Here is a 24,979-nt window from a genome sequence, read left to right on the forward strand (position 1 = left end):
TTTTTTGAGCCCTTTAAAAAAAATAACATACGTTCAACTGGTCGCGCTTCACATCGCCATCGGTTTTATAGCCTATCTGGCGAGGCCCTCGGCTAAGTTATTTTTAACCGCTGGCATCCTTTATTTTTTATATAAAATGGTCACTAATAAGAATAGAGGGGATGAGATCTTATTAGCTGCTGGATATATTACAGGTTTCGAAGTGTTTAACAGGATGACGGGCGGATTTACCTTTTCGTATGAATTTGCCAAATATGCAGTTATTGGATTTCTGACTTTAGGGATGTTTTACCGTGGGTTTAATAAAAAATCGTGGGCCTATGTGGTTTTCTTGTTACTGCTAGTACCTGGCATCTTATTTTCGGTCATTAATTTGAATTACGATAGTCCTGTGCTGAATCTCATCGGATTTAATTTAAGTGGTCCGGTCTGTCTTGGAATCTGTGCGTTGTATTGTTATGAACGCAAGATGCCTTTTCAACGATTACAAAATATCTTATTGGCTGTGATGCTTCCTGTTGTTGCTATGGCTACGTACCTGTATTTTTATACGCCCAATATTAGAGATATACTGGAAGGCACCCAATCTAATTTTGAAGCTTCGGGAGGATTTGGGCCTAATCAGGTAGCTACAGCCCTAGGGTTAGGGATGTTTATTCTGGTTTCCCGACTATTCTTAGTACGAAGTAAATTTGTAAATATAATTGATCTTGGTTTATTGGTTTTAATAGGCTATCGAGGAATCGTAACCTTTTCTAGAGGAGGCATCTTTACTGCGGCTATATGTGTAGGAATCTTTTTACTATTTTTATTTATACAGTCCAATGCCAAAGGGAAAGCACGTATTTTACCAAGAGTAGGAATTGTGGCTGCTGCAATTGCCATTATTTGGTTTATAAGCTCTATAGCAACGTTGGGATTAATTGATAAACGCTATAGCAATCAGGATGCAGCGGGTAGAGTAAAACAGGATGTGACCACAGGTAGGGTAGATATTGTATTAACCGAATTGGATGCGTTTTTTAAATATCCTTTAACTGGCATTGGTATCGGAAAAGCAAAGGAATACCGTATCGAACAAACAGGAGTATTGGTTGCGTCACACAACGAAATAAGTCGGTTGCTATCTGAGCATGGACTCGCAGGATTGTTGGCTTTGATCATACTTATAGTCACCCCTTTGTTTTATTGGCTCCGAAATCGAAGCAATGTCTTTTTATTTGCTTTTTTGGCGTTCTGGTTTTTAACCATCAATCACTCCAGTATGCGTATCGCAGCTCCTGCTTTTATTTACGGACTTTGTTTAATTTCTATCGTACATGCAAAAAAGAAAACTACTATACATAGGAAATAAACTCTCCAACAGTGGAGCTACGAGCACCTACATAGAAACCCTAAGTGGTTTACTGCAAGAGGAAGGGTATGTTGTGGTTTCTTCTTCTTCAGAAAAAAGTAAAGTACTACGAATGCTTGCTATGATACGAACCGTATTACAGCACAAAAAAACTGTTTCTAAAGTACTGATCGACACCTATAGTACCCAGAATTTTTACTATGCAGTGATCATTGCAAGATTATGTCGTTTATTCAGTATTCCTTACATCCCTATCCTTCATGGTGGTAAATTGCCAGATCGATTGAATAAAAGTCCGAAACTGTCTAAAAAATTATTTAGCAAAGCCGAAGTAAATGTGGCACCTTCCCGATATCTTTTTGAAGCCTTTTCAAAGGCAGGATATGAGAATCTGCAGTTAATTCCAAATGTTATTTCCATAGCAGAACTTCCTTATACACTTCGGAAAGAAACAAAACTCCAATTGCTCTGGGTACGTTCTTTTTCTAAACTATATAATCCGATGCTGGCTTTGCAAATTATTGAATTGTTGCTTCAAAAGGGATATACGTCTTCACTTACGATGGTTGGTCCAGCTAATGATGGGACATTTGATAGATGCCGAGCTGTTTCCGAAGAAAAGAACCTACCCATTACCTTTACAGGGAAATTATCTAAAAAAGAATGGACCGCACTTTCTAAATCTCATGATCTTTTTATCAATACCACGAATGTAGATAATACTCCGTTGAGCCTTATAGAGGCCATGGCGTTAGGATTACCCATAGTTTCTACCAACGTTGGGGGAATCCCTTACTTAATTACCCATCGTATAAACGGTTTATTGGTCGCTCCAGATGATGCTAACCTATTTGTAGAAGCCATCTTACAACTCTACCAAAATCCTACTATGGTTGAAGCCCTTTCAACTAATGGCAGAACGACTGCAGAAGGATTTGACTGGCAAACTATTAAACATTCATGGATTGCTCTTTTAGACTCCTAAAAAAAGCCTATTTTTAGAGTTCCAAATCAGTTGTATGTCTCAAAAGTCAACCATCCATTTTGATATTTCAGAGCGTAAAATTTTGCTGCGTATCCTCGATATTGCCAGTGTACTTGCGTTGCTGTATGTGATTGGGTTGATCTTTAAATTTGATTATTTTTTAATTAATAAAGAACATTGGGTCTGGTCTATTGTACTTGCGATCTACCTAACCTTATTTGCCAGTATTTTTGAATTGTATAACCTTCAAAAAGCCAGTAAATTTGAAGTAGTGGTGCAGAATGTTATTTTAACCTCTTCGGTTACGGTATTATTCTATTTGTTGACTCCCTTTTATACCCCTACACTTCCTACCAATAGGCTACAGATCGTTTATTTTTATATGGCTATCAATATCGCGCTCTTTGTTTGGCGGTATGCGTATATCTCATTGATCTCTACACCACGATTTTATAAACGTATCTTATTGATATCAAATTCTGAAGACCAGCATGCTATTATTGAATCGTTGCATAAATCAGATCCCAATTATAGAGTAGTGGGGACCATTGCGACCGATATTGACTCACAAGAAGTTACTGTAGATTCGATCATTGAATTTCCTTCCGAAGGAATTTACCAAACAGTTCTAAAGCATCAGATTTCTGAAATTGTTGTAGGTGATACTCAAGGAGAAGGTGTGCCAGTCGAAATCAATAACCAGTTACTACGATTGCTTGAACTTGGTACTCCCATTCGTGAATATACACAAGTGTACGAAGAAATTAACAGGCGTGTGCCTGTGCACCATGCGGAGAAAGATTTTTATCGTTATTTTCCTTTTAGCCGAAGCAACCAGAATAAACTGTACTTGTTCTTTCATCGTGTGTTGGACTTGCTTTTTTCTGTTCTTGGGTTGGCCTTTGGATTACTGATCTTTCCTTTGGTCATGGTAGGTAATTTATTTGCCAATAGAGGTCCGTTATTCTATTCGCAAATACGTGTTGGGAAAAATGGAATGCCTTTCCGAATCTATAAACTGAGATCGATGATCGTCGATGCCGAAAAACACGGTGCTCAGTTTGCAGAAAAAGAGGATGTTCGAGTCACCCGATTTGGAAGTTTTCTTCGGAAAACGAGGTTTGATGAAATTCCGCAGTTTATCAATGTAATCAAAGGCGATATGAGTGTGATAGGACCGCGTCCTGAACGTCCTGTGTTTGTAGAAGAACTTTCGAAAAAGATTCCTTTTTACGAAGTGCGTCATCTGGTAAAGCCTGGTGTTACTGGCTGGGCGCAAGTAAATGCTTCGTATGGTACGACAGATGCTGATGCGTTGGAGAAGCTTCAGTACGACCTCTACTACATTAAACACCGACGGCTTTTTCTGGATATTAGTATTGTGATCAAGACACTGAGTACGATTATTTTTTATAGGGGGCAGTAGGGTGAAGCGTGAGATGTGAATCGTGAATGGTGAGACGTGAAGCGTGAGACGATAAAGTGGGAAGCTGGAAGTTGGAAGTGTGAAGAGTGAAGCGTGAAGTTGGAAGCTGGAAGTGATAAGCGTGAGACGTGAGCTTTCAAATGTGAGAGGTGAATCGTGAAACGTGATAAGTCTTCAGTTTACAGTCTCAGTTAGCAGTACGTTATATTTCTACTTTCTACTCACTACTAAGCTGGTTTTTCTTTTCAGATAATACACTACATAAATATAGCGAATCGCTAACGCCATAAACAGTGGTAGAAGACCAATAGCAAATTCTTGTACGCCTGTGATCCAGTGGATGGTCAATAGGAGGAATAACAATAATAGAAATATAATATATCGGGATACCCATGCTTTTGGGTTGCGTTTGGCAATTGCGGCTGTGACTAAAATCGAAAATGGAAATGCCCACAATAGATTATAATTATTGGCCGTAGCCGAATGATCTGTTGCAAACCAAAGTAGTGCCAAAATAATTCCTACAACACCCGTTATAAAAAGTAGTCCCGCATCCAAAAATCTGCTACGTGTTTCTCTTTTTAAATCTCTAAATGTGATCCAAAGTACCCATATGGAAATCACACTAAAGATAAATAATGGACTCAACAGATAGTTGCTTCTATGGGTTACCGGATTGTTTTTAAAAAGAAAATTAGTTTCCTTAACCAACGGTTGTGTTTTGCCATTTGCATCAAGAGTTGCAGTTGTAGCAGCTTGATACACATAGTTGGGTAGAAACTGATATTGCCATGCCGTTGCATCCCTGTCGGTGACAGCACCCGTTGCTACATCCATACCAAGACTTCCCCAACTGTTACAATGCACATTTTTTTGAATCAGTTCCCGAAAGGTGTATTGCTCTTCCACAAATGAATCGTTGTATTGCAATCGGTCACCCAACACTTCTTTTAGCACATCTCGCATTCGGGTGGCACAATTATCAAAAAAGAAATCGTATTTATAGGCCTTGTTTTCGTCTTTGGCGTTGTTCTGAAGGAAGTTAAAAACCGCTTCTTTATCTGAAAGTGAGAGCTCTAAAACTTGCTCTTTGATCCACCTGTTTTGCCTTTTATAACTTGCCAGAAACTGTTCATAGTTATAAAAGCTTAACTCATATAATAATTTTCCCTGAGCAAACTTGGTGTAGAAATTTGGGGTTTCAAAATCGTAGGTGCCATAATTATACACAATATCATATCCTAGGGTGTTGTCTTTAACCCGAAAAGCACTGTGTCCAAATTTGTCATATAACGCCTCTCCAGGCCCTACGGTTAAAATACTAATTTCGGAATCTTCAGAGATAGGAATGTACTGAGCGTATAGTGTGGTATTCAGAAGAAAGAAACAAAAAAGAGGAAGTAATTTTTTGAACACAAGGAGTTATATAAATTTTTCCGTAAAAATAGTAAAACACCCCTAAAGTCCCCTCAAGGGGACACTTTATTTTAAGATGAATTTATAATCTCTACGAATAATTTCACAATTATCAAATTTTTTTTATTGCAAGAATGAGAGAAGCTTTATTATGGTATTGTCCCCTTGAGGGGACTTTAGGGGTGTAATTGAAAGTGTTAGAATCATGAAACGTGATTCGTGAAACATGAAAAATGATTCGTGAAAGGTGAGATGTGAGACAAGTTGTTTGTTGACAGTTTTATGTTATGGGTTGACAGATGTCACTAATTAATAATTATAAGAAATAGTATTATTAACCATTTATCTAAATATATCCCAATCCAAGGTCAGAGAGAATACATTTGAATAGAGGGCGGCACTCTGGTCGCCAATGTCTGTCAAGGCATAATCTACCTGAATGCCTTTATACTTAAACCCTACTCCTAAGTTAGGCTGAAAACCTACCGATTCACTACCGTCGAGTTGCCGAATGTTTTGAAAATTCCCTACCCCAGCACGCACATAGACCATATCGATATACCCAAATTCGAATCCGCCAGAAGGCGTGATACTCGCAAAACCTGAAGAAAAAATATCATTGGTTTCGGCAAACCGAACGTTGAGGTCCACTTCGGTTAGCAATGAAAAATCATAATGGAAGACAAACTTTTTTGAAACCCCTAATTGTAGCTTCGGGATGGTAATTTCTGTGGTTTCTGGTAAATCCTGATTTTGATCTTCTACCGCTCCCTGAATGTCTGCAAACTTAGCTTCGTCAATACTCCAGGCATTAAAGGTAGTGGTAATATCACGCGCCATCAATCCGAATTTTAAATCATTCCCCGCTTCAAACTGAATTCCCGCATCAAGTCCAAAGCCCCAAGAAGATGCAAAGTCACCAATGATACGTCGTATTACTTTAGCATTCACCCCAAAATTTAATCCGTCGAGCGGTAAGGCCCGTGCATACGAAAAGGTAACGCCATAATCTGCTGTTGAAAATAACCGAATTCTGTTATAGTCAATATTCCCCTGTTCGTCGATTAGCTGAGTGGTGTTTAAAATGTCATCCACTCCAAATCGGATGACCGACAAGGCCACCGCACTTTGGTCATCCAGCGGCATTGCAAAGGCTGCATAATCATAGTTAGCGATATTTGCAAAATAGGAGGCGTGCATTAATGACAACTGATTGTCTTCAAGATGTACCAGACCGGCAGGATTCCAATACCCAGAATTCACATTGGAAGTAGAGGCTACCACTGCATTTGCCATCCCAAAAGAAGCTGCATCGACTCCAATATTCATAAATTCATTAGAATATTTTCGTGTAGTCTGTGCAGAGACTACCGTTGAAATGGTTAAAAACAGGATAAAAAGGTTCTTCTTCAAGCTTAAAAATTTGCGCAAATATCTCACTATTTTACAGAATAGTAAACTATAATTTAAAGGACATATTGTGTAATATAGCCTTTGGACGGAAATACTTCGCTATTTTTACATAGATTTGATATTTTAATACATATTCTTCCTAACGTTATAAAATTCGTATGCTATTGAAACAGATTCCAAACCTAATTACTTCTCTCAATTTAATGTGTGGGTGTATTGCTGTTTTTTTTGCCATTGGGGGCGACTTGGTGACGGCCTCTGTATTTGTTTTCCTCGGAATTTTCTTTGATTTTTTTGACGGATTAGCAGCGCGTCTTCTGAAGGCACATAGCGATGTTGGACTGCAACTCGATAGCCTGGCAGATATGGTTACTAGTGGAGTAGCGCCAGGAATTGTGTTGGTTCAGTTATTTTCTGAAGCCCTAACAGGAGGCCCTATGGAGATTACAGCTCTTTTTTCTGAAAGCTCCTGGAATCAAAGTTTCTACAATTACATTCCATTTACAGGTTTATTAGTCACGGTTGCTTCGGCATACCGATTGGCAAAATTTAATGTAGATACGCGTCAGACTTCCAGTTTTATTGGCTTGCCAACCCCTGCAAATACTCTGCTTCTTTTTAGTTTGCCACTCATACTGCATTTTCAATATTCTGAAACAGCCGAAACTATCATACTCAACCCTTGGTTTCTTTCAGGGCTCACAATACTAAGTTGCATCCTATTAAATGCGGAGTTACCCCTGTTCGGCTTAAAATTTAAAACCTGGGGATTTAAAGAAAATGCTGTTCGGTATATATTCTTATTTCTCTGTTTGGTATTGCTTTTTTTACTTCATTTTGTGGCGATACCTGTTATCATCCTACTTTATATTCTGATATCGTTGTTCTGGAGAAGTGAGTCGTGAAACGTGAGTCGTGAAAGGTGAAAAGTAAGATGTGAAACGTGAATGTGGAAAGCGAAACGAGAAGCTTTTTTTGTCTGTTTTTTTTTAACATACTTCTTTACCCTCTGTTAATCTATTGGTAAAATCTTCGCCATTGGTTACTATTTCCTTTTGTTTAAACTATCTTTAAGAAAAATCAACATTAATTAAATAGAAAACCGTCTAAACGGGCAAGAGATATGAGTGAAGTAAAAGCATACGCAGCCAAAAAAGAATCTGGTGATTTATCCCAGATCGAAATTGAAAGAAGAGAAACCACCAAAGATGATGTAGCTATTGAGATTACCTACTGCGGGGTGTGTCATAGTGATATTCATACTGTGCAAAATGATTGGGGAGGGGCAATGTATCCCGTAGTTCCTGGTCATGAAATTATTGGTCGTGTTACACGTGTTGGAGACAATGTAAAGGATTTTAAAAAAGGAGACTTAGTTGGAGTGGGTTGTATGGTCGATTCCTGCCAAACGTGCGCTAGTTGTAAGGAAGATTTGGAGCAGTACTGTGAAAATGGCGCAACAATGACCTACAATGGAGAGGACAAGCATTTGGGCGGACATACTTTTGGAGGCTATTCTGAAAGTATTGTAGTTAATCAGAAATTCGTATTAACCATACCAGAGAATCTAGATGAAAAAGCTGTTGCCCCTTTATTATGTGCTGGAATTACCACCTATTCTCCATTACGGCAATGGGATGTAAAGAAAGGTGATAAAGTAGGTGTTATTGGATTAGGCGGTCTTGGGCATATGGGAATTAAGTTTGCGCATGCCATGGGCGCTCATGTGGTCATGATCACTACATCTCCCGGAAAAGCTGAAGATGCTAAAAAATTAGGAGCCGATGAGGTGCTGATTTCCAAAAATGAAGAAGAAATGGAAAAGCATGCTAACTCCTTTGATTTTCTGCTGAATACCATTCCGGTGGGTCATGATACCAATCCGTATATCAATTTGCTGAAACGAGATGCCACGATGGTTTTGGTGGGTGCCATAGAACCTCTAGATCCTATTCATGGTGGAGGTCTGGTGCTGAAGCGTAAGCGATTGGCAGGTTCGTTAATTGGCGGTATCAAAGAAACTCAGGAAATGCTAGATTTCTGTGGAGAACATGATATTGTAAGTGATGTGGAGATGATCGACATCGAAGAAATTAATACTGCTTACACTCGAGTGAAGGATAATGATGTGAAGTATCGTTTTGTGATCGATATGAAATCGTTGAAGGAGAGTTAGTTTTGCTAGAAGCTAGTAGCTAGAAGCTAGAAGCTAGAAGATAAAAGATAAAAGATAAAAGATAAAAAGTAAAGAGCAGGTTTCGTTTTGAGGCCTGTTTTTTTTATATAGTGAATTGTGAAACGTGAATCGTGAATCGTTTGAGTGTTGTGGATTGGCAATTTTATAAATAATGAGAGGTCGTTAAAAGGGGATGTATATTGTTATCATACACCCCTAAAGTCCCCTCAAGGGGACAGTCCAAGTATTAAACTGTAATATACAATTCGACGTATTATATGTAGCAGATTTTCACATTCATTGAGTAAAATTGTTGCCGAGCAAATTGTCATCTCAAGGGGACAGTCCAAGTATTAAACTGTAATATACAATTCGACGTATTATGTGTAGCAGATTTTCACATTCATTGAGTAAAATTGTTGCCGAGCAAATTGTCATCTCAAGGGGACAGTCCAAGTATTAAACTGTAATATACAATTCGACGTATTATGTGTAGCAGATTTTCACATTCATTGAGTAAAATTGTTGCCGAGCAAATTGTCATCTCAAGGGGACAGTCCAAGTATTAAACTGTAATATACAATTCGACGTATTATATGTAGCAGATTTTCACATTCATTGAGTAAAATTGTTGCCGAGCAAATTGTCATCTCAAGGGACAGCTAAATATTAAGCAATTTTATACAATTAGATACTTTTTAAAAAGTAGGAATTTAAAAACGAATGCTTCGAGTTAAAATAACACTAAATAAATTGTCCCCTTGAGGGGACTTTAGGGGTGTTATTCAGAATCTTGGCTTTTGTGATATCTACCAAACTAAAAATTCAATTTCTTTTTTCGAAGCTCAAAATTTTGTCCCAGATATACTTTACGCACCATTTCGTCTGCAGCCAGTTCTTCTGGTTCTCCATGTTTAAGAATACTTCCTTCAAACATCAGATACGTTCTATCTGTAATAGCCAGTGTTTCCTGTACATTATGATCGGTTATAAGAATCCCAATGTTCTTATTTTTTAATTGAGCAACAATCCGCTGAATGTCTTCTACCGCTACAGGATCTACTCCGGCAAAAGGTTCATCCAATAAAATAAAATGAGGATCGGTGGCTAGTGCTCTGGCGATTTCGGTTCTACGGCGTTCACCACCACTTAACAGATCACCTCTGCTTTTTCGGATATGCCCTAAACCAAATTCTTCAATAAGCTGGTCTGTTTTTCGTTGCTGCTCTTTTTTTGAAAGCTTGGTAAGCTGCAATACACTCAAGATATTATCCTCAACACTTAATTTTCTAAAAACCGAAGCTTCCTGAGCCAAATATCCAATTCCGTTTTGAGCACGTTTGTACATAGGATATTTAGTGATTTCGGTGCCTTCTAAAAAGATATTTCCTCCGTTAGGCTTTATCAGTCCTACAATCATATAAAATGAAGTTGTCTTCCCAGCACCATTTGGCCCTAATAAACCTACGATCTCTCCCTGATTTACTTCCACAGTGATTCCTTTAACGACTTTTCTGCCCTTATAGGATTTTACAAGATTTTCAGCTTTTAGTTTCATGTGTTCTTTCCGCGCAAGCGGAAACCTTTAAATTGATTCGAAATTTGTATCGGCAATTCTTAAACGATAAATGTACGGCTAAATTTTCCGAAGCTAAAATTAGTTGTTTTCTAACGCTTCCCAATACTCATAAGCACGTCTTAAATGTGGAATCACAATAGTACCTCCAATAAGCAAAGACACACTTAATGCTTCAACGACTTCTTCTTTTGAAATGCCAAGTTTAAAACAAGCCTCTAAGTGGTAGCGCACACAGTCATCACATCGAAGTACCATACTGTTGCCTAATCCTAGTAATTCTTTAGTTTTTTTTGGGAGTGCACCTTCAGCAAAGGCATTGGTATCCAGGTTAAAAATACGTTTGATAATTTTATTATTATCTGCCAATAGCTTGTCATTCATTTTAGAACGATAGGCATTAAACTCTTCAACGATGTTTTCTTTCATATACTAGTATTTGGAGCGCTGCATTTCTTTTTGTCGTTTGCGTTCTGCTCTTTTTTGATTTCTAACTACTGCTTTTGAAATAAAAATACTTATCTCATATAAGATAATCACTGGTACAGCAACAATAACCTGGCTCGCGATATCGGGTGGGGTTATCACTGCTGAAAGTATTAACACTCCAACCAAAGCAAACTTTCTGTATTTTCGTAATATGTCGGGTGTGACAATGCCAATCTTTGTTAAGAAGTAGATAATGATAGGCAGTTCAAAGATCAATCCGCTGGCAAGTACCGAAGCCCTTATTAAGCCAATATAGCTACTTAGGTCAAAATCGTTAAATACTTTTTCACTCACCTGATAACTACCTAGGAAGTTGATTGACAAAGGCGTTACTACATAATACCCAAATAAAACTCCAATAAAAAACAGGAACGAAGCGATAAAAATAAACCCTCTACTGGTTCTGCGTTCGTTACTTTTAAGACCTGGACTTACAAATTTCCAGAACTCCCAGAGAATATAAGGGAATGCAATAATAAATCCGGCAGTGATAGACGTCCAGATGTGTGCCGAAAACTGCCCGGCAGGAGTTCTGCTTTGTATTCTGAAAGGTAATTCATTAAAGCAAAAACTATCTTCAAATCCTAGATATGTCGCAGCTCTGCAAAGTAACTGGTAGGTTGGGAAATCTGCACTTGCCGGCCCCATAAGAAGTGTGTCGAATATAAACGACTTTGCAATAAAGGCTGCCACTCCAATAATCACAACTGCAATAGTTGCCCGAATTAAATGCCAACGCAGTTCCTCAAGATGATCTAAAAAAGACATCTCTTTGGCAGCGTCCACTATTTTTTTTCGTCTAGACATTTTGTTGGTTATCGGTTATCGGTTATCGGTTATCGGTTGTGGGTTGTCGGTTATCGGTTGTGGGTTGTCGGTTATCGGTTATCGGTTGTGGGTTATCGGTTGTGGGTTGTCGGTTGTCGGTTGTTGTGTTCTTAGGTTAAATAATTCCTTCTTTGGTAAGGTTGTGGATATGTACTACGCCACAATACTTTCCGTTTTCTTCAGCAAGGATTTGAGTGATGCCGTTATCATCCATTAATTGCATGGCTTCGATGGCCATTGCATCATTATTAATTTTTTTAGGATTACTGCTCATAATGTCTTTTGCAGTTAATCCTTGAAAATTATCTTCTTTGGTAAGCATTCTACGCAAATCTCCGTCGGTAATGATCCCAACAATGCTGTCATTTTCAACTACGGCTGTCACGCCCAACATTTTTTCAGAAATTTCTACAATAACTTTTTTTACGTCGGTATCAGGATGTACACTTGGTTTTTCATTAAGCGCAGTAAGGTCGCTTACCCGTAGGTATAATTTTTTTCCAAGAGACCCTCCTGGATGAAACTTTGCGAAATCTTTACTTGAAAATCCGCGTAAATCCAACAAACACATTGCCAGTGCATCCCCAATCACTAATTGAGCCGTGGTACTGGTTGTAGGAGCAAGATTATTAGGGCAGGCTTCTTTTTCGGCATAGGCATGTAACACAAAATCGGCTCGCTGCCCAAGAAATGACTCTTTGTTGGAAGTTATTGCGATTAATTTATTTCCAATCGCTTTGATGAGTGGCACTAACACTTTAATTTCAGGGGTGTTTCCACTTTTTGAAATGCAAATTACACTATCATTTTTCTGAATCGTCCCTAGATCACCATGGATAGCATCTGCTGCATGCATAAAAATAGCAGGGGTACCGGTAGAATTAAGGGTAGCCACAATCTTAGTGGCGATATTGGCACTTTTGCCAATACCTGTTACGATGACCCGACCTTCAGAATTAAAAATATATTGTACTGCTTCTGAAAATTCTGCATCCACCAAGGTTGCCAAATTCGCAATAGCATTGCTTTCGGTTTCAATGGTTTTTCTGGCAACTGAAATGATTCTATCTTGATTGTTCAAAATTTATGGCTTTTGAAAGTTTGTGACTGTCTAATTAATTACTATATTTAGATAGCGAATACAAACCTTACTGTTAAAATCTGGCAACAATGAGCCAGATGTTCGTTTGATAGTTTGGTTGCAAAATTACAATTGTTCCCCTGCATACACAATTTTAATTTTATGTGTTCTTTAGAATAAAATTCTTTCATTATAATGCAGTAAAAAAATAAGGGTGACGCAGACAGATTTATACGCAGCACTTAAAAAATATTTTGGATTTAGTAAATTCAAAGGACTTCAGGAAGAAGTCATACAAAGCATTTTACAAGGGAATAACACCTTTGTTATTATGCCTACGGGGGGTGGTAAATCTCTATGTTATCAGCTTCCGGCACTTATAAAAGAAGGAACTGCCATTGTAGTATCTCCACTTATTGCTTTAATGAAAAATCAGGTAGATGCGTTGCGCGCTATTTCTTCAGATGATGGGATTGCCCATGTCCTTAACTCTTCCCTCAACAAAACTGAAGTCAAACAAGTAATGTCTGATATTACCAATGGTATTACCAAATTACTCTATGTCGCTCCAGAATCATTAACAAAAGACGCTTATGTAGAATTTCTTCAGCAACAAACCATTTCATTTGTAGCGATAGACGAAGCTCATTGCATTAGCGAATGGGGACATGATTTTAGACCCGAATACCGAAACTTAAAAAACATTATTCAGCGTATAGGCGATAATATTCCTATCATAGGACTTACTGCTACAGCGACTCCAAAAGTACAAGAGGATATTCTTAAAAATTTGTCGATGCAGGATGCCAATACCTTTAAGGCATCTTTTAATCGTCCTAATTTATACTACGAAATCCGTCCTAAAACCAAGAATGTCGATAGTGATATCACCCGTTTTGTAAAAAAGAATGAAGGGAAAAGTGGTATTATCTATTGTTTAAGCCGAAAGCGGGTGGAAGAATTAGCACAGATCTTACAGGTTAATGGTATTAAAGCGATTCCGTATCATGCCGGGCTAGACGCAAAAACACGGGTGAAACATCAGGATATGTTTTTAAAAGAAGATGCAGATGTCGTAGTTGCAACGATTGCTTTTGGGATGGGAATCGATAAGCCAGACGTACGATTTGTAATTCATAATGATATTCCTAAAAGTATTGAAAGTTATTATCAGGAAACGGGTCGCGCTGGACGCGATGGGGGCGAAGGACATTGCCTTGCCTTTTATGGGTATAAAGATATAGAGAAACTCGAAAAATTTATGAGCGGCAAACCTGTTGCCGAACAGGAAATTGGCTATGCACTTTTACAGGAAGTGGTCGCTTTTGCTGAAACTTCTATCTCCCGCCGAAAGTTCATCCTGCATTATTTTGGAGAAGAATTTGACAATGAGACTGGAGAAGGAGGCGATATGGATGATAATATGCGCAACCCAAAACAGAAGCATGAAGCCAAAGAGGATGTGGTAAAATTACTTTCAGTTCTACAAAAAACAAATGAACAGTACAAGTCAAAAGAAGTAGTAAACGTGTTAATAGGAAAGGTAAATGCAATGATTAAGTCGCATCGTACTGACACTCAGGATTTCTTCGGAATAGGTTCTGGAAATGACGATGCTTACTGGATGGCATTGTTACGTCAGTTGCTCGTAGCAGGATATGTTAAAAAAGACATTGAAAGTTATGGTGTGGTAAAGTTGACTAAGCGCGGACGAGAATTTCTGAAACAGCCCAGCTCTTTTATGATGACCGAAGATCATGTGTATAATACGACTACAGATGATACGATTGTTGTCGCTCAAAAAGGAGGAAATGCAACGGCAGACGAAAATCTGTTTCGATTATTAAAAGCAGAGCGTAAGAAAGTTGCAGACAAGCTTAATTTACCTCCTTTTGTAATTTTTCAGGATCCATCCTTGGAAGATATGGCGTTGAAGTATCCTATTACAATGGAAGAACTTTCTAACGTTCATGGGGTAGGAGAGGGAAAAGCAAAAAAATACGGAACATCCTTCTTAACACTAATCAATGACTATGTTGAAGAAAATGACATCATGCGCCCAGACGATTTTGTGGTCAAATCTACAGGTTCAAATAGTGCGATTAAATTGTATATCATTCAGAATGTAGATAGAAAATTACCTTTAGATACGATAGCCAATTCAAAAGGATTGGAGATTCCCGAATTAATTAAAGAGATGGAGGCTATTGTCTATAGCGGAACTAAACTCAATATCAATTATTGGATAGACGATTTGCTAGACGAAGACCAACAGGAAGAAATTCATGAGTATTTTCTGGAAGCCGAAAGTGATTCCATAGAACTGGCTATGGAAGAATTTGATGGGGATTACGATACCGAAGAACTGCGGCTCTACCGTATCAAGTTTATTAGTGAAGTAGGAAACTAAAACTGCGACATCGCCCGCTCCACTTTTTCCCACGTACTCCAGATGTCGGCAAGCAATTCTTTAAAACGTTCTCCGTTCTCTGTTTTCTCTAATTGGTCAAATAAGTCGTGCATTTCGCCGCGAAGCTGCGGGTACTTATCTGTAACTTCTTTTATAGCCGCCCAAGCTTCTTTATGATCTAAAAATGCTGCTTCAAAAGCGCCAGGACAATTTTTAAAGTCCATGGCCTCTATTCCAAAGATATAATTGTCAATAGCTTCTGAAAGTGAAAGTAATCTAGGAGCTTCATTGCGGATTTTACCAAGAGTTGCATCCGTATTGATAATCGTATTTATGCAGTTTTTTTCTGAAGCATCCGAAACCTCTTCAATCAATAGTTTGGTATTGTTTTTTTCAGCATTCTTACACCCCAATAACAGTAAAGGGATTGCTATCATACTGAAAATTCTACATGCTTTTTGTAGGGTCATAATTTCTAAATTTTATAGGTGCTTCATTGTGTAATGTCAAGGCATCTTGTACCTTTGCACCTTCAAAAAATAATATAATGGAAGACGGAATATACGCAAAAATCACGACAGAAAAAGGTGAAATTTTAGGAAAATTAACCTACAAAAGAACACCAGGTACGGTAGGTAACTTCGTAGCCTTAGCTGAAGGAAATCTTGAAAATGAAGCAAAACCACAAGGAACCCCTTACTACGACGGATTGAAATTTCATAGAGTCATACCAGACTTTATGGTACAGGGAGGTGATCCTGCTGGAACCGGAGCAGGAGGCCCAGGATATAAATTTGATGATGAATTTCATCCAGAATTAAAGCATGACAAGCCAGGAGTATTTTCTATGGCTAATGCAGGTCCTGGAACTAATGGAAGTCAGTTTTTTATCACTCATGTGCCTACAGATTGGTTAGATAATAAACACACTGTGTTTGGTCATGTGGTTGAAGGTCAGGATGTGGTGGACACCATTGCACAAGGAGACAGTATGAAGAAAGTTGAGATTGTTCGCGTAGGTGATGAAGCGAAACAATGGAATGCTGTTGAAAGTTTTCGTCAGTTTACGGGAGCTAAAAAAGAACGAGAAGCTGCAGCTAAGAAAGAGCAAGAAGCCGCTATGGCAGAGCTAACAGCTGGTTTTGAAAAAACTGCAAGTGGGTTACATTATCAGATCATTCAAAAAGGGGACGGAGTAAGTCCAGAGAAAGGCCAAACAGTTTCTGTACATTATAAAGGTATGTTTGCCGATGGAGGAGTATTTGACTCTTCTTACAAGCGAGGCAATCCAATTGATTTTCCTGTTGGGATGGGACATGTCATTGCGGGATGGGACGAAGGAATTTTATTGCTAAACGTTGGTGATAAAGCACGTTTTGTGATTCCTAGCGATTTGGCTTACGGTGCACAAGGAGCAGGAGGCGTTATCCCTCCAAATGCTACCCTTATTTTTGACGTAGAATTGGTAGGTGTGAAATAATCGTTCATAACCTGTTTATAGAAAAAGTTTAAAAACGCTGTCTCTTTGGATAGCGTTTTTTAGTTTCGTGCTATGAACATAGAACACTTACAATACCCAATAGGACCTTTTAAGGCTCCTCAACGATACAATCAAGCTGTTGTTGACGAAGCAATCTCCATTCTGAAACTGTTTCCGCAGCAATTAAGAGCGCTGGTTGCAAATTTGCCAAAAGAAACGTTAGATACCCCTTACCGACCAGGAGGTTGGACCATTCGTCAAGTGGTACATCATCTAGCCGATAGTCATCATCATAGTTATTCTCGATTTAAATGGGCATTGACTGAAGAGAACCCCACGATAAAAGCCTATCAGGAAAAAGATTGGGCTGAACTCGAGGATGCGAAAGTCACACCCATTGCATGGTCATTGACTCACATCGAGGTACTGCATCAAAAAATTGTGCAAATGCTTGAAGGCTTTGGAAAAGAAGAATGGAATAAAACTTTTATACACCCACAAACCAAGCATGTATTTACTTTAAAAGAACTTGCTTGTATGTATGCGTGGCATAGTATGCATCATTATATGCATATTAAAAATGCATTGTAGCATTTTAAAAAGGCTTACAAAAAAAGCTGTATTTTGCAGTAATGTTACAGTTTGTATATAAAATACGGCACTACTTTGAAAAGCGAGGCTTTTATGTAAGCTCTCGTTTGGCAGATCGTTTGGGAATGCGGGCAAAGAGTGTTCGGTTGTTTTTTATCTATGTGTCATTTGCAACATTAGGTGTTGGATTTGCAATCTATTTAACGTTAGCGTTCTGGCTTCGGTTAAAAGATCTGGTATATACAAAACGCACTTCGGTATTTGATCTATGAGACATTTTTTTCAGAAAAAAATATATCTAGCCCTTTCACTCCTTCTCTTTGTCGTGTTGGCAGGGGTCATGGGATTTCGATTTCTTTCCAATTATTCGTGGGTAGATGCTATTTATATGACGGTCATTACCATTACTACTGTTGGTTATGGAGAAGTACAGCCTTTGGATGCTGGCGATAAATTATTTACTTCAATTTTAATTGTGTCCAGTATTTTTATAGTTGGATATGCTATTAGTGTGGTTACTGAATATATTCTTCAGAAAAATAATATTGGAAATTTAAGAGAAAAGCGAGTTTATAAAAGAATAGCAAATATGAAGAATCATGTTATTGTATGTGGATACGGTCGCAATGGGAAGCAAGCCGTCGAAAAATTATTGGATTACAATGAGCCATTTGTCATTATTGAAAAAGATCACGAGGTCGTAGATCGGTTTATGAGTGAAGAAATGCTTTTTGTAGAAGGAAATGCGAGTGAAGATGATATTTTGAAAGAGGCAGGGGTTGAGCGAGCGAGTGCTTTGATTTGTGCCTTGCCAAGCGATGCTGACAATCTATTTATTGTCCTTTCTGCTCGTCAGATTAATTCAGAATTAAAAATCATAAGTCGTGCTACAGAAGAAACGAGCTATAAAAAATTAAAACTGGCAGGTGCGAATAATGTGATCATGCCAGACAAGATAGGTGGGGATCATATGGCGTCACTTGTAGTTGTTCCAGATCTGGTGGAGTTTCTTGATAACTTATCAGTTTCAGGAGAAAATGATAGTATCAACGTGGAACAAGTTCCTTTTGAGAAAATCTGTAAAAACGGACAAGAACAAGCTATTATGGATCTGGATGTGCGAAAAAATACTGGGTGTTCTATTATAGGGTATAAAAGGCCTAATGGAGAGTATATTGTAAACCCAGAACCTTCTTTGATCTTGAAAAAAGGTTCTAAGCTAATATTAATTGGGCGTTCAAATCAGATAGAAAAGCTGAAGGATTTTTATCAGGTTTAAGTAAACGTTAACAATTTAACGCCTAAAAATTTGAATTAGCACTTTTTTTTAGCATCTTGCTTCGCTGTAAAAAACAACGTTTCACTAATACCAAAATTATGAAGAAATTTCTTCTTTCTCTTTTTATCACATTAACTCCTTTACTAACATTTGCACAAGAAACTGAAGAAGTTGGTTTAGACCAAAAGATCGATCAGGCATTTGCGCCCATTTCAGATTTCTTTTCTAGTGTTATCTTTTTTGAAGTTGCAGAAGGATGGCCGTTCATTATCATATTATTAGTGGGAAGTGCATTATTTTTTACTATATATTTTGGATTTCCAAACATTCGTTTCTTCGGAAAGGCAATCAATACAGTTAGAGGAAAATATGAGGATATTGAAAAATTTGGTGCTAAAGAACTGTATGGAGAAGGAGGTATCGCACAAGGAGTTGATATCAATAAAGTAGACAGTATTGACAAACATCTTGAAACCGTAGATGAACTAGCAGTAGATGGAGACATTAGAGATACCATTAGGGATGAAAGTAGTGATGGAGAAGTAAGTCACTTCCAGGCATTGGCTACAGCTGTTTCGGGAACAGTTGGAAACGGAAATATTGCAGGGGTAGCCTTGGCGATTGCGTTAGGAGGTCCGGGAGCAACATTCTGGATGATCGTCTGTGGATTGCTTGGTATGTCTACAAAATTTGTAGAGTGTACATTAGGAGTTCAGTATAGAGATGTAGGAGAAGACGGGACGATTTATGGAGGTCCTATGTATTATTTAAGTAAAGGTCTTAAAGAAAGAGGGTTTAAATGGCTTGGAAAAATTGCAGCGGTCTTGTTTGCAATTTTCTGTATTGGAGGTTCTTTTGGAGGTGGAAACGCAGCTCAATCGAATCAGGCAACTATTGTCATTAAGGAAATGTTTAATTGGGAAAGTACGGCTGCAGGAGCTATTGTTGGAGTAGTATTGGCAATATTAGTAGGTATTATCATTATTGGTGGTATCAAGCGAATTGCTTCGGTAACAGAAAAAGTAGTACCCTTAATGGCGGTTTTATATATTGTATGTTGTTTATTCATCATCTTTAGCAACTTTAGTTTAATCGACGATGCCATAAGCCTTATCGTGACTGAAGCATTTAACCCAACTGCGATAGGGGTAGGAGGATTAATTGGCGTATTGTTGGTCGGATTTAAAAGAGCGGCATTCTCAAATGAAGCTGGAGCAGGATCTGCATCGATTGCACACTCTGCTGTAAAAACAAAATATTCTGCAAGTGAAGGATTGGTAGCATTGTTAGAGCCATTTATCGATACTGTAGTAATTTGTACCATGACAGCCTTGGTAATCATTATCTTTAATTTTGGAGGTTTCTTTGAATATGGTGGTGATGGAAGCGGAGCGGTATTTATCGATGGCGTTTCTTTTGAAGGGGCAGGAATTACTTCTGAAGCTTTTGCACAGTATATTCCGTATTCTGATGTCTTCTTAACAATAGCCGTTGTTCTATTCGCAGTATCTACAATGATCTCATGGTCGTATTACGGATTACAATCGTGGAAATTTCTCTTCGGAAGAGGGAGAATCGCAGATCTTACCTATAAGTTATTATTTTTAACATTTGTTGTTATTGGAGCAGCAGCGAGTATGAAGTCGATATGGGACTTCTCTGACGCTATGATCTTTGCGATGGTATTCCCTAATATGATAGGTCTATTCTTCTTATTCCCTGTGGTGAAGAAGCAATTAAAAAGATACCTAGATGCCATTAAACTGAAAAGAGAAGCGATAGAATAGCACAAATTTAAATTTAGAAAAAAATAATACGAATGTATTGTTGGTTTCGTATTAATTCTTAAATTTGCAAACTCAAAATTGAGAAGTTTTTTAAAAGAAAGAAGATGAAAAAAGATATCCATCCGGAAAATTACAGAATAGTTGCTTTTAAAGATATGTCAAACGAAGATGTGTTTTTAACTAAGTCAACAGCAAATACAAAGGAAACTATCGAAGTTGATGGTGTTGAATATCCTTTAGTGAAAATGGAAATTTCAAGAACTTCACATCCTTTTTATACTGGTAAGTCTAAGCTAATTGACACTGCTGGTCGTATTGATAAGTTCAAAAACAAGTACGCAAAATTTAAGAAGCCTGCAGCGGCAAAAGAAGAAGCAAAGGATAGCGAATAAGCATCCTCTATATAATAGTGTAAAAGCCTTTGAGAAATCAAAGGCTTTTTTATTTTTCAAGTTTCTTATCTTTACCTTTATAAATAGAAACTCATAACTCCAACGCATGAACTACATTCTCTTTGACGGCTCTGTTCGTAACCAATTACTACCTTTTACGTTTACAAGACCTGTTGCAGATATCCGTATAGGAATTATGACAATAAGAGAAAAATGGGAACATATACTCGGATTTACCACTACAACAGTGACCGAGGATTATTTAAGTGAAAAATGGCCCATGGTCGAATTAGACCAAAATATTTTGATCAATGCTTCTTTTTTGCCTTCAGAAAATTTAGCAAAAATTGTTAAGGGGCTGGAAGAAAATCAGGCAGTGTTTTATAATGAGGAACCAATTGCTTTTTTTACCTCTGAAGGGCAAGAAGTCGATTTTGATACCTATAATATCGTACAATATACCTATGATGATGTCCTCCGAATAGAACACACATGGGATATCTTCAGTAAGAACCACCAAGCTATTAAGCGGGATTTTGAAATGATTACTAAAGATCGGACTTCGCAGCCTATTCCAGAAATGGCCGTAGCTTTCAGTAAAGAAAACATTTTTATTGAAGAAGGTGCCAAACTTCCTTTGTGTAGTCTAAATGCGACCGAGGGACCAATTTATATTGGGAAAAATGCTGAAATTATGGAAGGCTCAATGATACGTGGTCCTTTTGCCTTGTGTGAAGGTGCTACAGTAAAGATGAATGCCAAGATCTATACGGGATGTACCATAGGACCGTATAGCAAAGTTGGCGGAGAACTCAATAATTCGGTTATTTTTGGATATTCAAATAAGGGGCATGATGGATTCCTTGGGAATGCGGTTTTGGGCGAATGGTGTAATCTGGGCGCAGATACGAATAACTCTAATCTTAAAAATAACTATACCGAAGTGCGCCTTTGGGATTATGAGACCGAAAAATTTGCAAAAACGGGCTTGACCTTTTGTGGTTTGATGATGGGCGATCACAGTAAGTGTGGGATTAATACCATGTTTAATACTGGGACAGTGGTAGGGGTGAGTGCTAATATCTTCGGAAGCGGATATCCACGAAATTTTATACCTAGTTTCAGTTGGGGGGGAGCGCAAGGAATGACGACTTATGCGACGAAGCGGGCTTTTGAAGTGGCAGAAATTGTCATGGCAAGGCGAAGTGTTGTATTTTCCGAAGAGGATAAAAAAATAATGCAGCATGTCTTTGAAGCAACCGCTCAATGGCGCCGTAATTAGAGACTATCTTCACAAAGTTTTCATAAAGCCATAAATAATACTTGTTTTGTAGTGTTTATACTACTAATTAGCAGTACTTTTGCACCTTGAAATTGGGAAATGAAAGTTTCCAGAATAAAAATCCTCAGGGTGAGGTAGTGCAAAGTGGAGTTCGTAGGTATATGTATTCGCTTCTCATAGCACACTAAACATATATTTATAAGATACAATGACCGCATTTAAAGCACTAGGTCTAGACGAGCAATTGCTCCAGGCCATTACAGACATGGGTTTTGAAACCCCAAGTGAAGTTCAAGAACAAGCCATTCCATTATTATTAGAAAAAGACCAAGATCTTGTTGCCTTAGCGCAAACAGGGACTGGGAAAACCGCCGCATTTGGTTTTCCAATGCTGCAAAAAATTGATATTGATAGCCGTACCACACAAGGGTTAATTCTATCTCCTACTCGTGAATTATGTATGCAGATCACAAATGAAATGCAGGCCTACGGAAAGTACAAGAAAGGATTAAACGTAGTTGCTATCTATGGAGGCGCGAGTATCACAGATCAAGCACGCCAGATTAAAAAAGGCGCGCAGGTTATTGTAGCGACACCAGGGCGGATGAAGGATATGATTAGCCGTCGTATGATCGACATTTCTAAAATTGAGTATTGTGTCCTAGATGAAGCAGACGAAATGCTAAATATGGGCTTTTATGAAGATATTACAGAAATTCTTTCTCATTCTCCAGAAGATAAAAGCACCTGGTTATTTAGTGCAACGATGCCAAAGGAAGTGTCTACGATCGCCAAAAAATTCATGCATAATCCGCTAGAAGTAACTGTAGGATCTAAGAATGTAGGGTCAGAAAATGTGGAGCATGAGTACTTTGTTGTTTCTGGTAGAGACCGCTATCCTGCTTTAAAACGTTTGGCAGATGCCAATCCAGAAATTTTTTCGGTTGTATTTTGCAGAACAAAACGCGACACACAGAAAGTTGCAGAAATGCTAATTGCAGACGGTTACAATGCAGGAGCCATTCACGGAGATTTGAGTCAGAATCAGCGTGACATCGTGATGAAGCAATTCAGAAATCGTCAAATTCAGATGCTTGTGGCTACCGATGTGGCTGCCCGTGGGATTGACGTTGATGATATTACACACGTGATCAATTATCAATTGCCAGACGAGATAGAGACCTATACACACCGAAGCGGACGAACAGGCCGGGCTGGTAAAAATGGAATCTCCATGGTGATTGTTACCAAGAGTGAAATAAGAAAAATAAAGAGTATTGAGAAAAAGATCCAAAAGTCTTTTGTGAAAAAAGAAGTTCCTTCAGGAATGGAGATTTGTGAAAAGCAGCTCATGCATCTTACAAATAATATTAAAGAGACTGAGATCAATCATGATATTGATGTCTATTTACCTAAAATCAACGAAGCGCTGGAAGGTTTTTCGAAAGAAGAACTGATCAAGAAATTTTTCTCTGTAGAATTTACACGGTTTTATAACTACTATAATAAGGCAAAAGATATTAATCAGGATGCCGGACCAGATCGTGATTATAGTGACGATACTGGAAGTACGCGATTTTTCCTAAATGTGGGGAATAAAGATGACTTTACGTGGATGAGCTTGAAGGATTTCTTGCGGGATCTTTTAAACCTTGGAAAAGATGAGGTGTATAAAGTAGATGTCAAGGATAGTTTTTCATTTTTTAATGTAGATGAAAAACACAAAGATTTAGTGCTGAATGCTTTTGCCGATTTTAAATTAGATGGTCGTAATGTAAATGCAGAGGTTTCTACCGATGGCGGCGGAAAAGGTCGTGGTCGCGACAAAGGTCGGGGTCGTGGAAGACGTAACGATGATAGCCGAGGCGGAAGACGCAGCGGAGGAAGAAATTCTGGTGGCGGAGATCGTGGAGGTAGCGGATTTAAAAAACGCAGTAAGTCTGGTAGTGATTCTGGAAGTGGACAATTTAAAGGTAAGAGCAGAAGACGCAGCGATAAACCTTCTAGCGGTACTGGTGGCAGACGCAGACGAAGCTAAATTTGTCAATCGGTACTAATTGATGGATGACAAGAAATGATTCAAGTATTTTAAATTTATTCCTGGAGGTTTGAAACTTTGGCACGAAATTCACGTCTATTCATAGTATATTTGTGATATAAATGAAAAAATTAGTTGTTTTCTTATTCTTTTTAGTGATGGCTTTCCAAGCTTTTGCACAGGAATCCATTGCGCAGCCTCCTTTTATTGAAGGAAAAGTTTTGAATGACGCTAATGACCTTCCGCTGGAGAATGTTAACATTGTAAACTTAAACAGTGTACAGGGAGCTTCAACCAATAAAGATGGTTCGTTTAAAATACGTGCTGCTGTAAATGATACCTTGTATTTTTCATACTTAGGATTTAAATCATTGCGAGTTCGTGTAAATAACGACTGGATTAAATATGGGGAAATCAAAATTAAGATGACGGAGTTGAGTATTGCACTTGAGGAGGTTGTGGTACGCCCCGTTCAGCTTACAGGCTATGTGGAGGTGGATGCAAAGATTATTCCCATATATGATAATTATCGATACCGAATTTCTGGACTGAGTTCTGGATACGAAGGTGGAAATCAGCAGCCAGGAGCCATCACCAAAGTGCTGGGAGCGATTTTTAATCCGGCCGATTTTCTATATAATGTCTTCGGAAAGCGACCCAAACAAATGCGGAAGCTTCGGAAGATGAAAGAAGATGATGCGATTCGAAACTTATTACAATCTAAGTTTGACAGGGAAACGTTGATGGCGGTGCTTCAGTTAGAGAAAGTTGATATTGATGAAATTTTAAATAAGTGTAGTTATTCCGAAGATTTTATACGCTCGGCCAATGATCTTCAGATATTAGATGCGATTAGTGAATGCTATGAAGAGTACAAAGTGCTCAACAGAAAGAAAGGCTAAAAGTACTTCTATAAATTTTCAGCAAGAAAATCCTTACAAAATAGTATCTTTAGTCTCTTTTCTTCAGCCCTACT

General features: G+C 38.2%; 22 protein-coding genes. 15 read left to right on the plus strand and 7 right to left on the minus strand.

The window, feature by feature from the left end; genetic code table 11:
* Positions 1-4: 4 nt before the first annotated feature.
* The 3 genes from ACFQO1_RS04215 to ACFQO1_RS04225 are packed head-to-tail and all read left to right on the plus strand — an operon-like array spanning position 5 to position 3,765.
* On the plus strand, positions 5-1,354 hold the full coding sequence (locus ACFQO1_RS04215) for an O-antigen ligase family protein (protein ID WP_380216720.1): 1,350 nt from the start codon (positions 5-7) through the stop codon (positions 1,352-1,354).
* Entirely contained in the window at positions 1,320-2,339 is a 1,020-nt protein-coding gene (locus tag ACFQO1_RS04220; RefSeq protein WP_380216721.1) for a glycosyltransferase family 4 protein, read from the plus strand. Before ACFQO1_RS04215 ends, ACFQO1_RS04220 begins: the two co-directional genes overlap by 35 nt.
* A 34-nt stretch (positions 2,340-2,373) precedes the next feature.
* Entirely contained in the window at positions 2,374-3,765 is a 1,392-nt protein-coding gene (locus tag ACFQO1_RS04225; RefSeq protein WP_380216722.1) for a sugar transferase, read from the plus strand.
* A 210-nt stretch (positions 3,766-3,975) separates the two neighbouring features.
* On the opposite strand, the gene ACFQO1_RS04230 is transcribed toward ACFQO1_RS04225, so the two are convergent.
* Positions 3,976-5,181 (minus strand): lipoprotein N-acyltransferase Lnb domain-containing protein, encoded by a 1,206-nt coding sequence (locus tag ACFQO1_RS04230; RefSeq protein WP_380216723.1) that lies wholly within the window; start codon positions 5,179-5,181, stop codon positions 3,976-3,978.
* 342 nt (positions 5,182-5,523) lie between these two features.
* Positions 5,524-6,594: a putative type IX sorting system protein PorV2 gene (locus tag ACFQO1_RS04235; protein WP_380216724.1), complete on the minus strand. Its 1,071-nt coding sequence runs from the start codon at positions 6,592-6,594 to the stop codon at positions 5,524-5,526.
* A gap of 158 nt (positions 6,595-6,752) precedes the next feature.
* Here ACFQO1_RS04235 and ACFQO1_RS04240 point away from each other — a divergent pair, with 158 nt between their 5' ends.
* Together ACFQO1_RS04240 and ACFQO1_RS04245 are read left to right on the plus strand one after the other, a co-directional pair.
* The gene (locus ACFQO1_RS04240) at positions 6,753-7,499 is read left to right on the plus strand and encodes a CDP-alcohol phosphatidyltransferase family protein (protein WP_380216725.1); all 747 of its coding nucleotides are present in this window, start codon (positions 6,753-6,755) and stop codon (positions 7,497-7,499) included.
* Positions 7,500-7,717: 218 nt separating this feature from the next.
* Positions 7,718-8,770 carry an NAD(P)-dependent alcohol dehydrogenase gene (locus ACFQO1_RS04245; RefSeq protein ID WP_380216726.1) on the plus strand — a complete coding sequence of 351 codons (1,053 nt, stop codon included), beginning with the start codon at positions 7,718-7,720 and terminating at the stop codon, positions 8,768-8,770.
* Positions 8,771-9,587: 817 nt separating this feature from the next.
* Here ACFQO1_RS04245 and lptB read toward each other — a convergent pair.
* The 4 genes from lptB to ACFQO1_RS04265 all read right to left on the minus strand — a co-directional run bounded on the left by lptB (position 9,588) and on the right by ACFQO1_RS04265 (position 12,744).
* The gene (gene lptB, locus ACFQO1_RS04250; RefSeq protein WP_380216727.1) at positions 9,588-10,328 is read right to left on the minus strand and encodes an LPS export ABC transporter ATP-binding protein; all 741 of its coding nucleotides are present in this window, start codon (positions 10,326-10,328) and stop codon (positions 9,588-9,590) included.
* Between the two features lie 99 nt (positions 10,329-10,427).
* Positions 10,428-10,775 carry a carboxymuconolactone decarboxylase family protein gene (locus ACFQO1_RS04255; RefSeq protein ID WP_380216728.1) on the minus strand — a complete coding sequence of 116 codons (348 nt, stop codon included), beginning with the start codon at positions 10,773-10,775 and terminating at the stop codon, positions 10,428-10,430.
* A gap of 3 nt (positions 10,776-10,778) precedes the next feature.
* A complete protein-coding gene (tatC, locus tag ACFQO1_RS04260; protein WP_380216729.1) occupies positions 10,779-11,642 on the minus strand; it encodes a twin-arginine translocase subunit TatC in 864 nt (287 codons plus the stop codon).
* 136 nt (positions 11,643-11,778) lie between these two features.
* The gene (locus tag ACFQO1_RS04265; protein WP_380216730.1) at positions 11,779-12,744 is read right to left on the minus strand and encodes a KpsF/GutQ family sugar-phosphate isomerase; all 966 of its coding nucleotides are present in this window, start codon (positions 12,742-12,744) and stop codon (positions 11,779-11,781) included.
* 214 nt (positions 12,745-12,958) lie between these two features.
* Here ACFQO1_RS04265 and recQ point away from each other — a divergent pair, with 214 nt between their 5' ends.
* A complete protein-coding gene (recQ, locus tag ACFQO1_RS04270; protein WP_380216731.1) occupies positions 12,959-15,154 on the plus strand; it encodes a DNA helicase RecQ in 2,196 nt (731 codons plus the stop codon).
* Here the strand turns inward: recQ and ACFQO1_RS04275 are convergent.
* Positions 15,151-15,624 carry a hypothetical protein gene (locus ACFQO1_RS04275; protein ID WP_380216732.1) on the minus strand — a complete coding sequence of 158 codons (474 nt, stop codon included), beginning with the start codon at positions 15,622-15,624 and terminating at the stop codon, positions 15,151-15,153. The two genes, recQ and ACFQO1_RS04275, sit on opposite strands and share 4 nt — an antisense overlap.
* Before the next feature lie 77 nt (positions 15,625-15,701).
* Here ACFQO1_RS04275 and ACFQO1_RS04280 point away from each other — a divergent pair, with 77 nt between their 5' ends.
* From ACFQO1_RS04280 to ACFQO1_RS04320, 9 genes are all read left to right on the plus strand, one after another.
* Positions 15,702-16,634: a peptidylprolyl isomerase gene (locus ACFQO1_RS04280; protein WP_380216733.1), complete on the plus strand. Its 933-nt coding sequence runs from the start codon at positions 15,702-15,704 to the stop codon at positions 16,632-16,634.
* Between the two features lie 72 nt (positions 16,635-16,706).
* On the plus strand, positions 16,707-17,225 hold the full coding sequence (locus ACFQO1_RS04285; RefSeq protein WP_380216734.1) for a YfiT family bacillithiol transferase: 519 nt from the start codon (positions 16,707-16,709) through the stop codon (positions 17,223-17,225).
* 41 nt (positions 17,226-17,266) lie between these two features.
* Positions 17,267-17,497 carry a PspC domain-containing protein gene (locus ACFQO1_RS04290; RefSeq protein ID WP_380216735.1) on the plus strand — a complete coding sequence of 77 codons (231 nt, stop codon included), beginning with the start codon at positions 17,267-17,269 and terminating at the stop codon, positions 17,495-17,497.
* Complete coding sequence (locus tag ACFQO1_RS04295; RefSeq protein ID WP_380216736.1) at positions 17,494-18,504, plus strand: potassium channel family protein; 1,011 nt, start codon at positions 17,494-17,496, stop codon at positions 18,502-18,504. The genes ACFQO1_RS04290 and ACFQO1_RS04295 overlap by 4 nt, the downstream gene beginning before the upstream one ends.
* 98 nt (positions 18,505-18,602) lie before the next feature.
* Positions 18,603-20,291 carry an alanine/glycine:cation symporter family protein gene (locus ACFQO1_RS04300; RefSeq protein WP_380216737.1) on the plus strand — a complete coding sequence of 563 codons (1,689 nt, stop codon included), beginning with the start codon at positions 18,603-18,605 and terminating at the stop codon, positions 20,289-20,291.
* Positions 20,292-20,395: 104 nt separating this feature from the next.
* Positions 20,396-20,683, plus strand: a complete 288-nt coding sequence (locus ACFQO1_RS04305; RefSeq protein ID WP_380216738.1) for a type B 50S ribosomal protein L31 — start codon at positions 20,396-20,398, stop codon at positions 20,681-20,683.
* A 106-nt stretch (positions 20,684-20,789) separates the two neighbouring features.
* Positions 20,790-21,965, plus strand: a complete 1,176-nt coding sequence (locus ACFQO1_RS04310; protein WP_380216739.1) for a GlmU family protein — start codon at positions 20,790-20,792, stop codon at positions 21,963-21,965.
* Between the two features lie 208 nt (positions 21,966-22,173).
* Complete coding sequence (locus ACFQO1_RS04315; RefSeq protein WP_380216740.1) at positions 22,174-24,003, plus strand: DEAD/DEAH box helicase; 1,830 nt, start codon at positions 22,174-22,176, stop codon at positions 24,001-24,003.
* A 122-nt stretch (positions 24,004-24,125) separates the two neighbouring features.
* A complete protein-coding gene (locus tag ACFQO1_RS04320; protein WP_380216741.1) occupies positions 24,126-24,905 on the plus strand; it encodes a carboxypeptidase-like regulatory domain-containing protein in 780 nt (259 codons plus the stop codon).
* Positions 24,906-24,979 lie beyond the last annotated feature (74 nt).

It is taken from the genome of Jejudonia soesokkakensis (assembly GCF_042664795.1).
GTDB classification, from domain to species: domain Bacteria; phylum Bacteroidota; class Bacteroidia; order Flavobacteriales; family Flavobacteriaceae; genus Jejudonia; species Jejudonia soesokkakensis.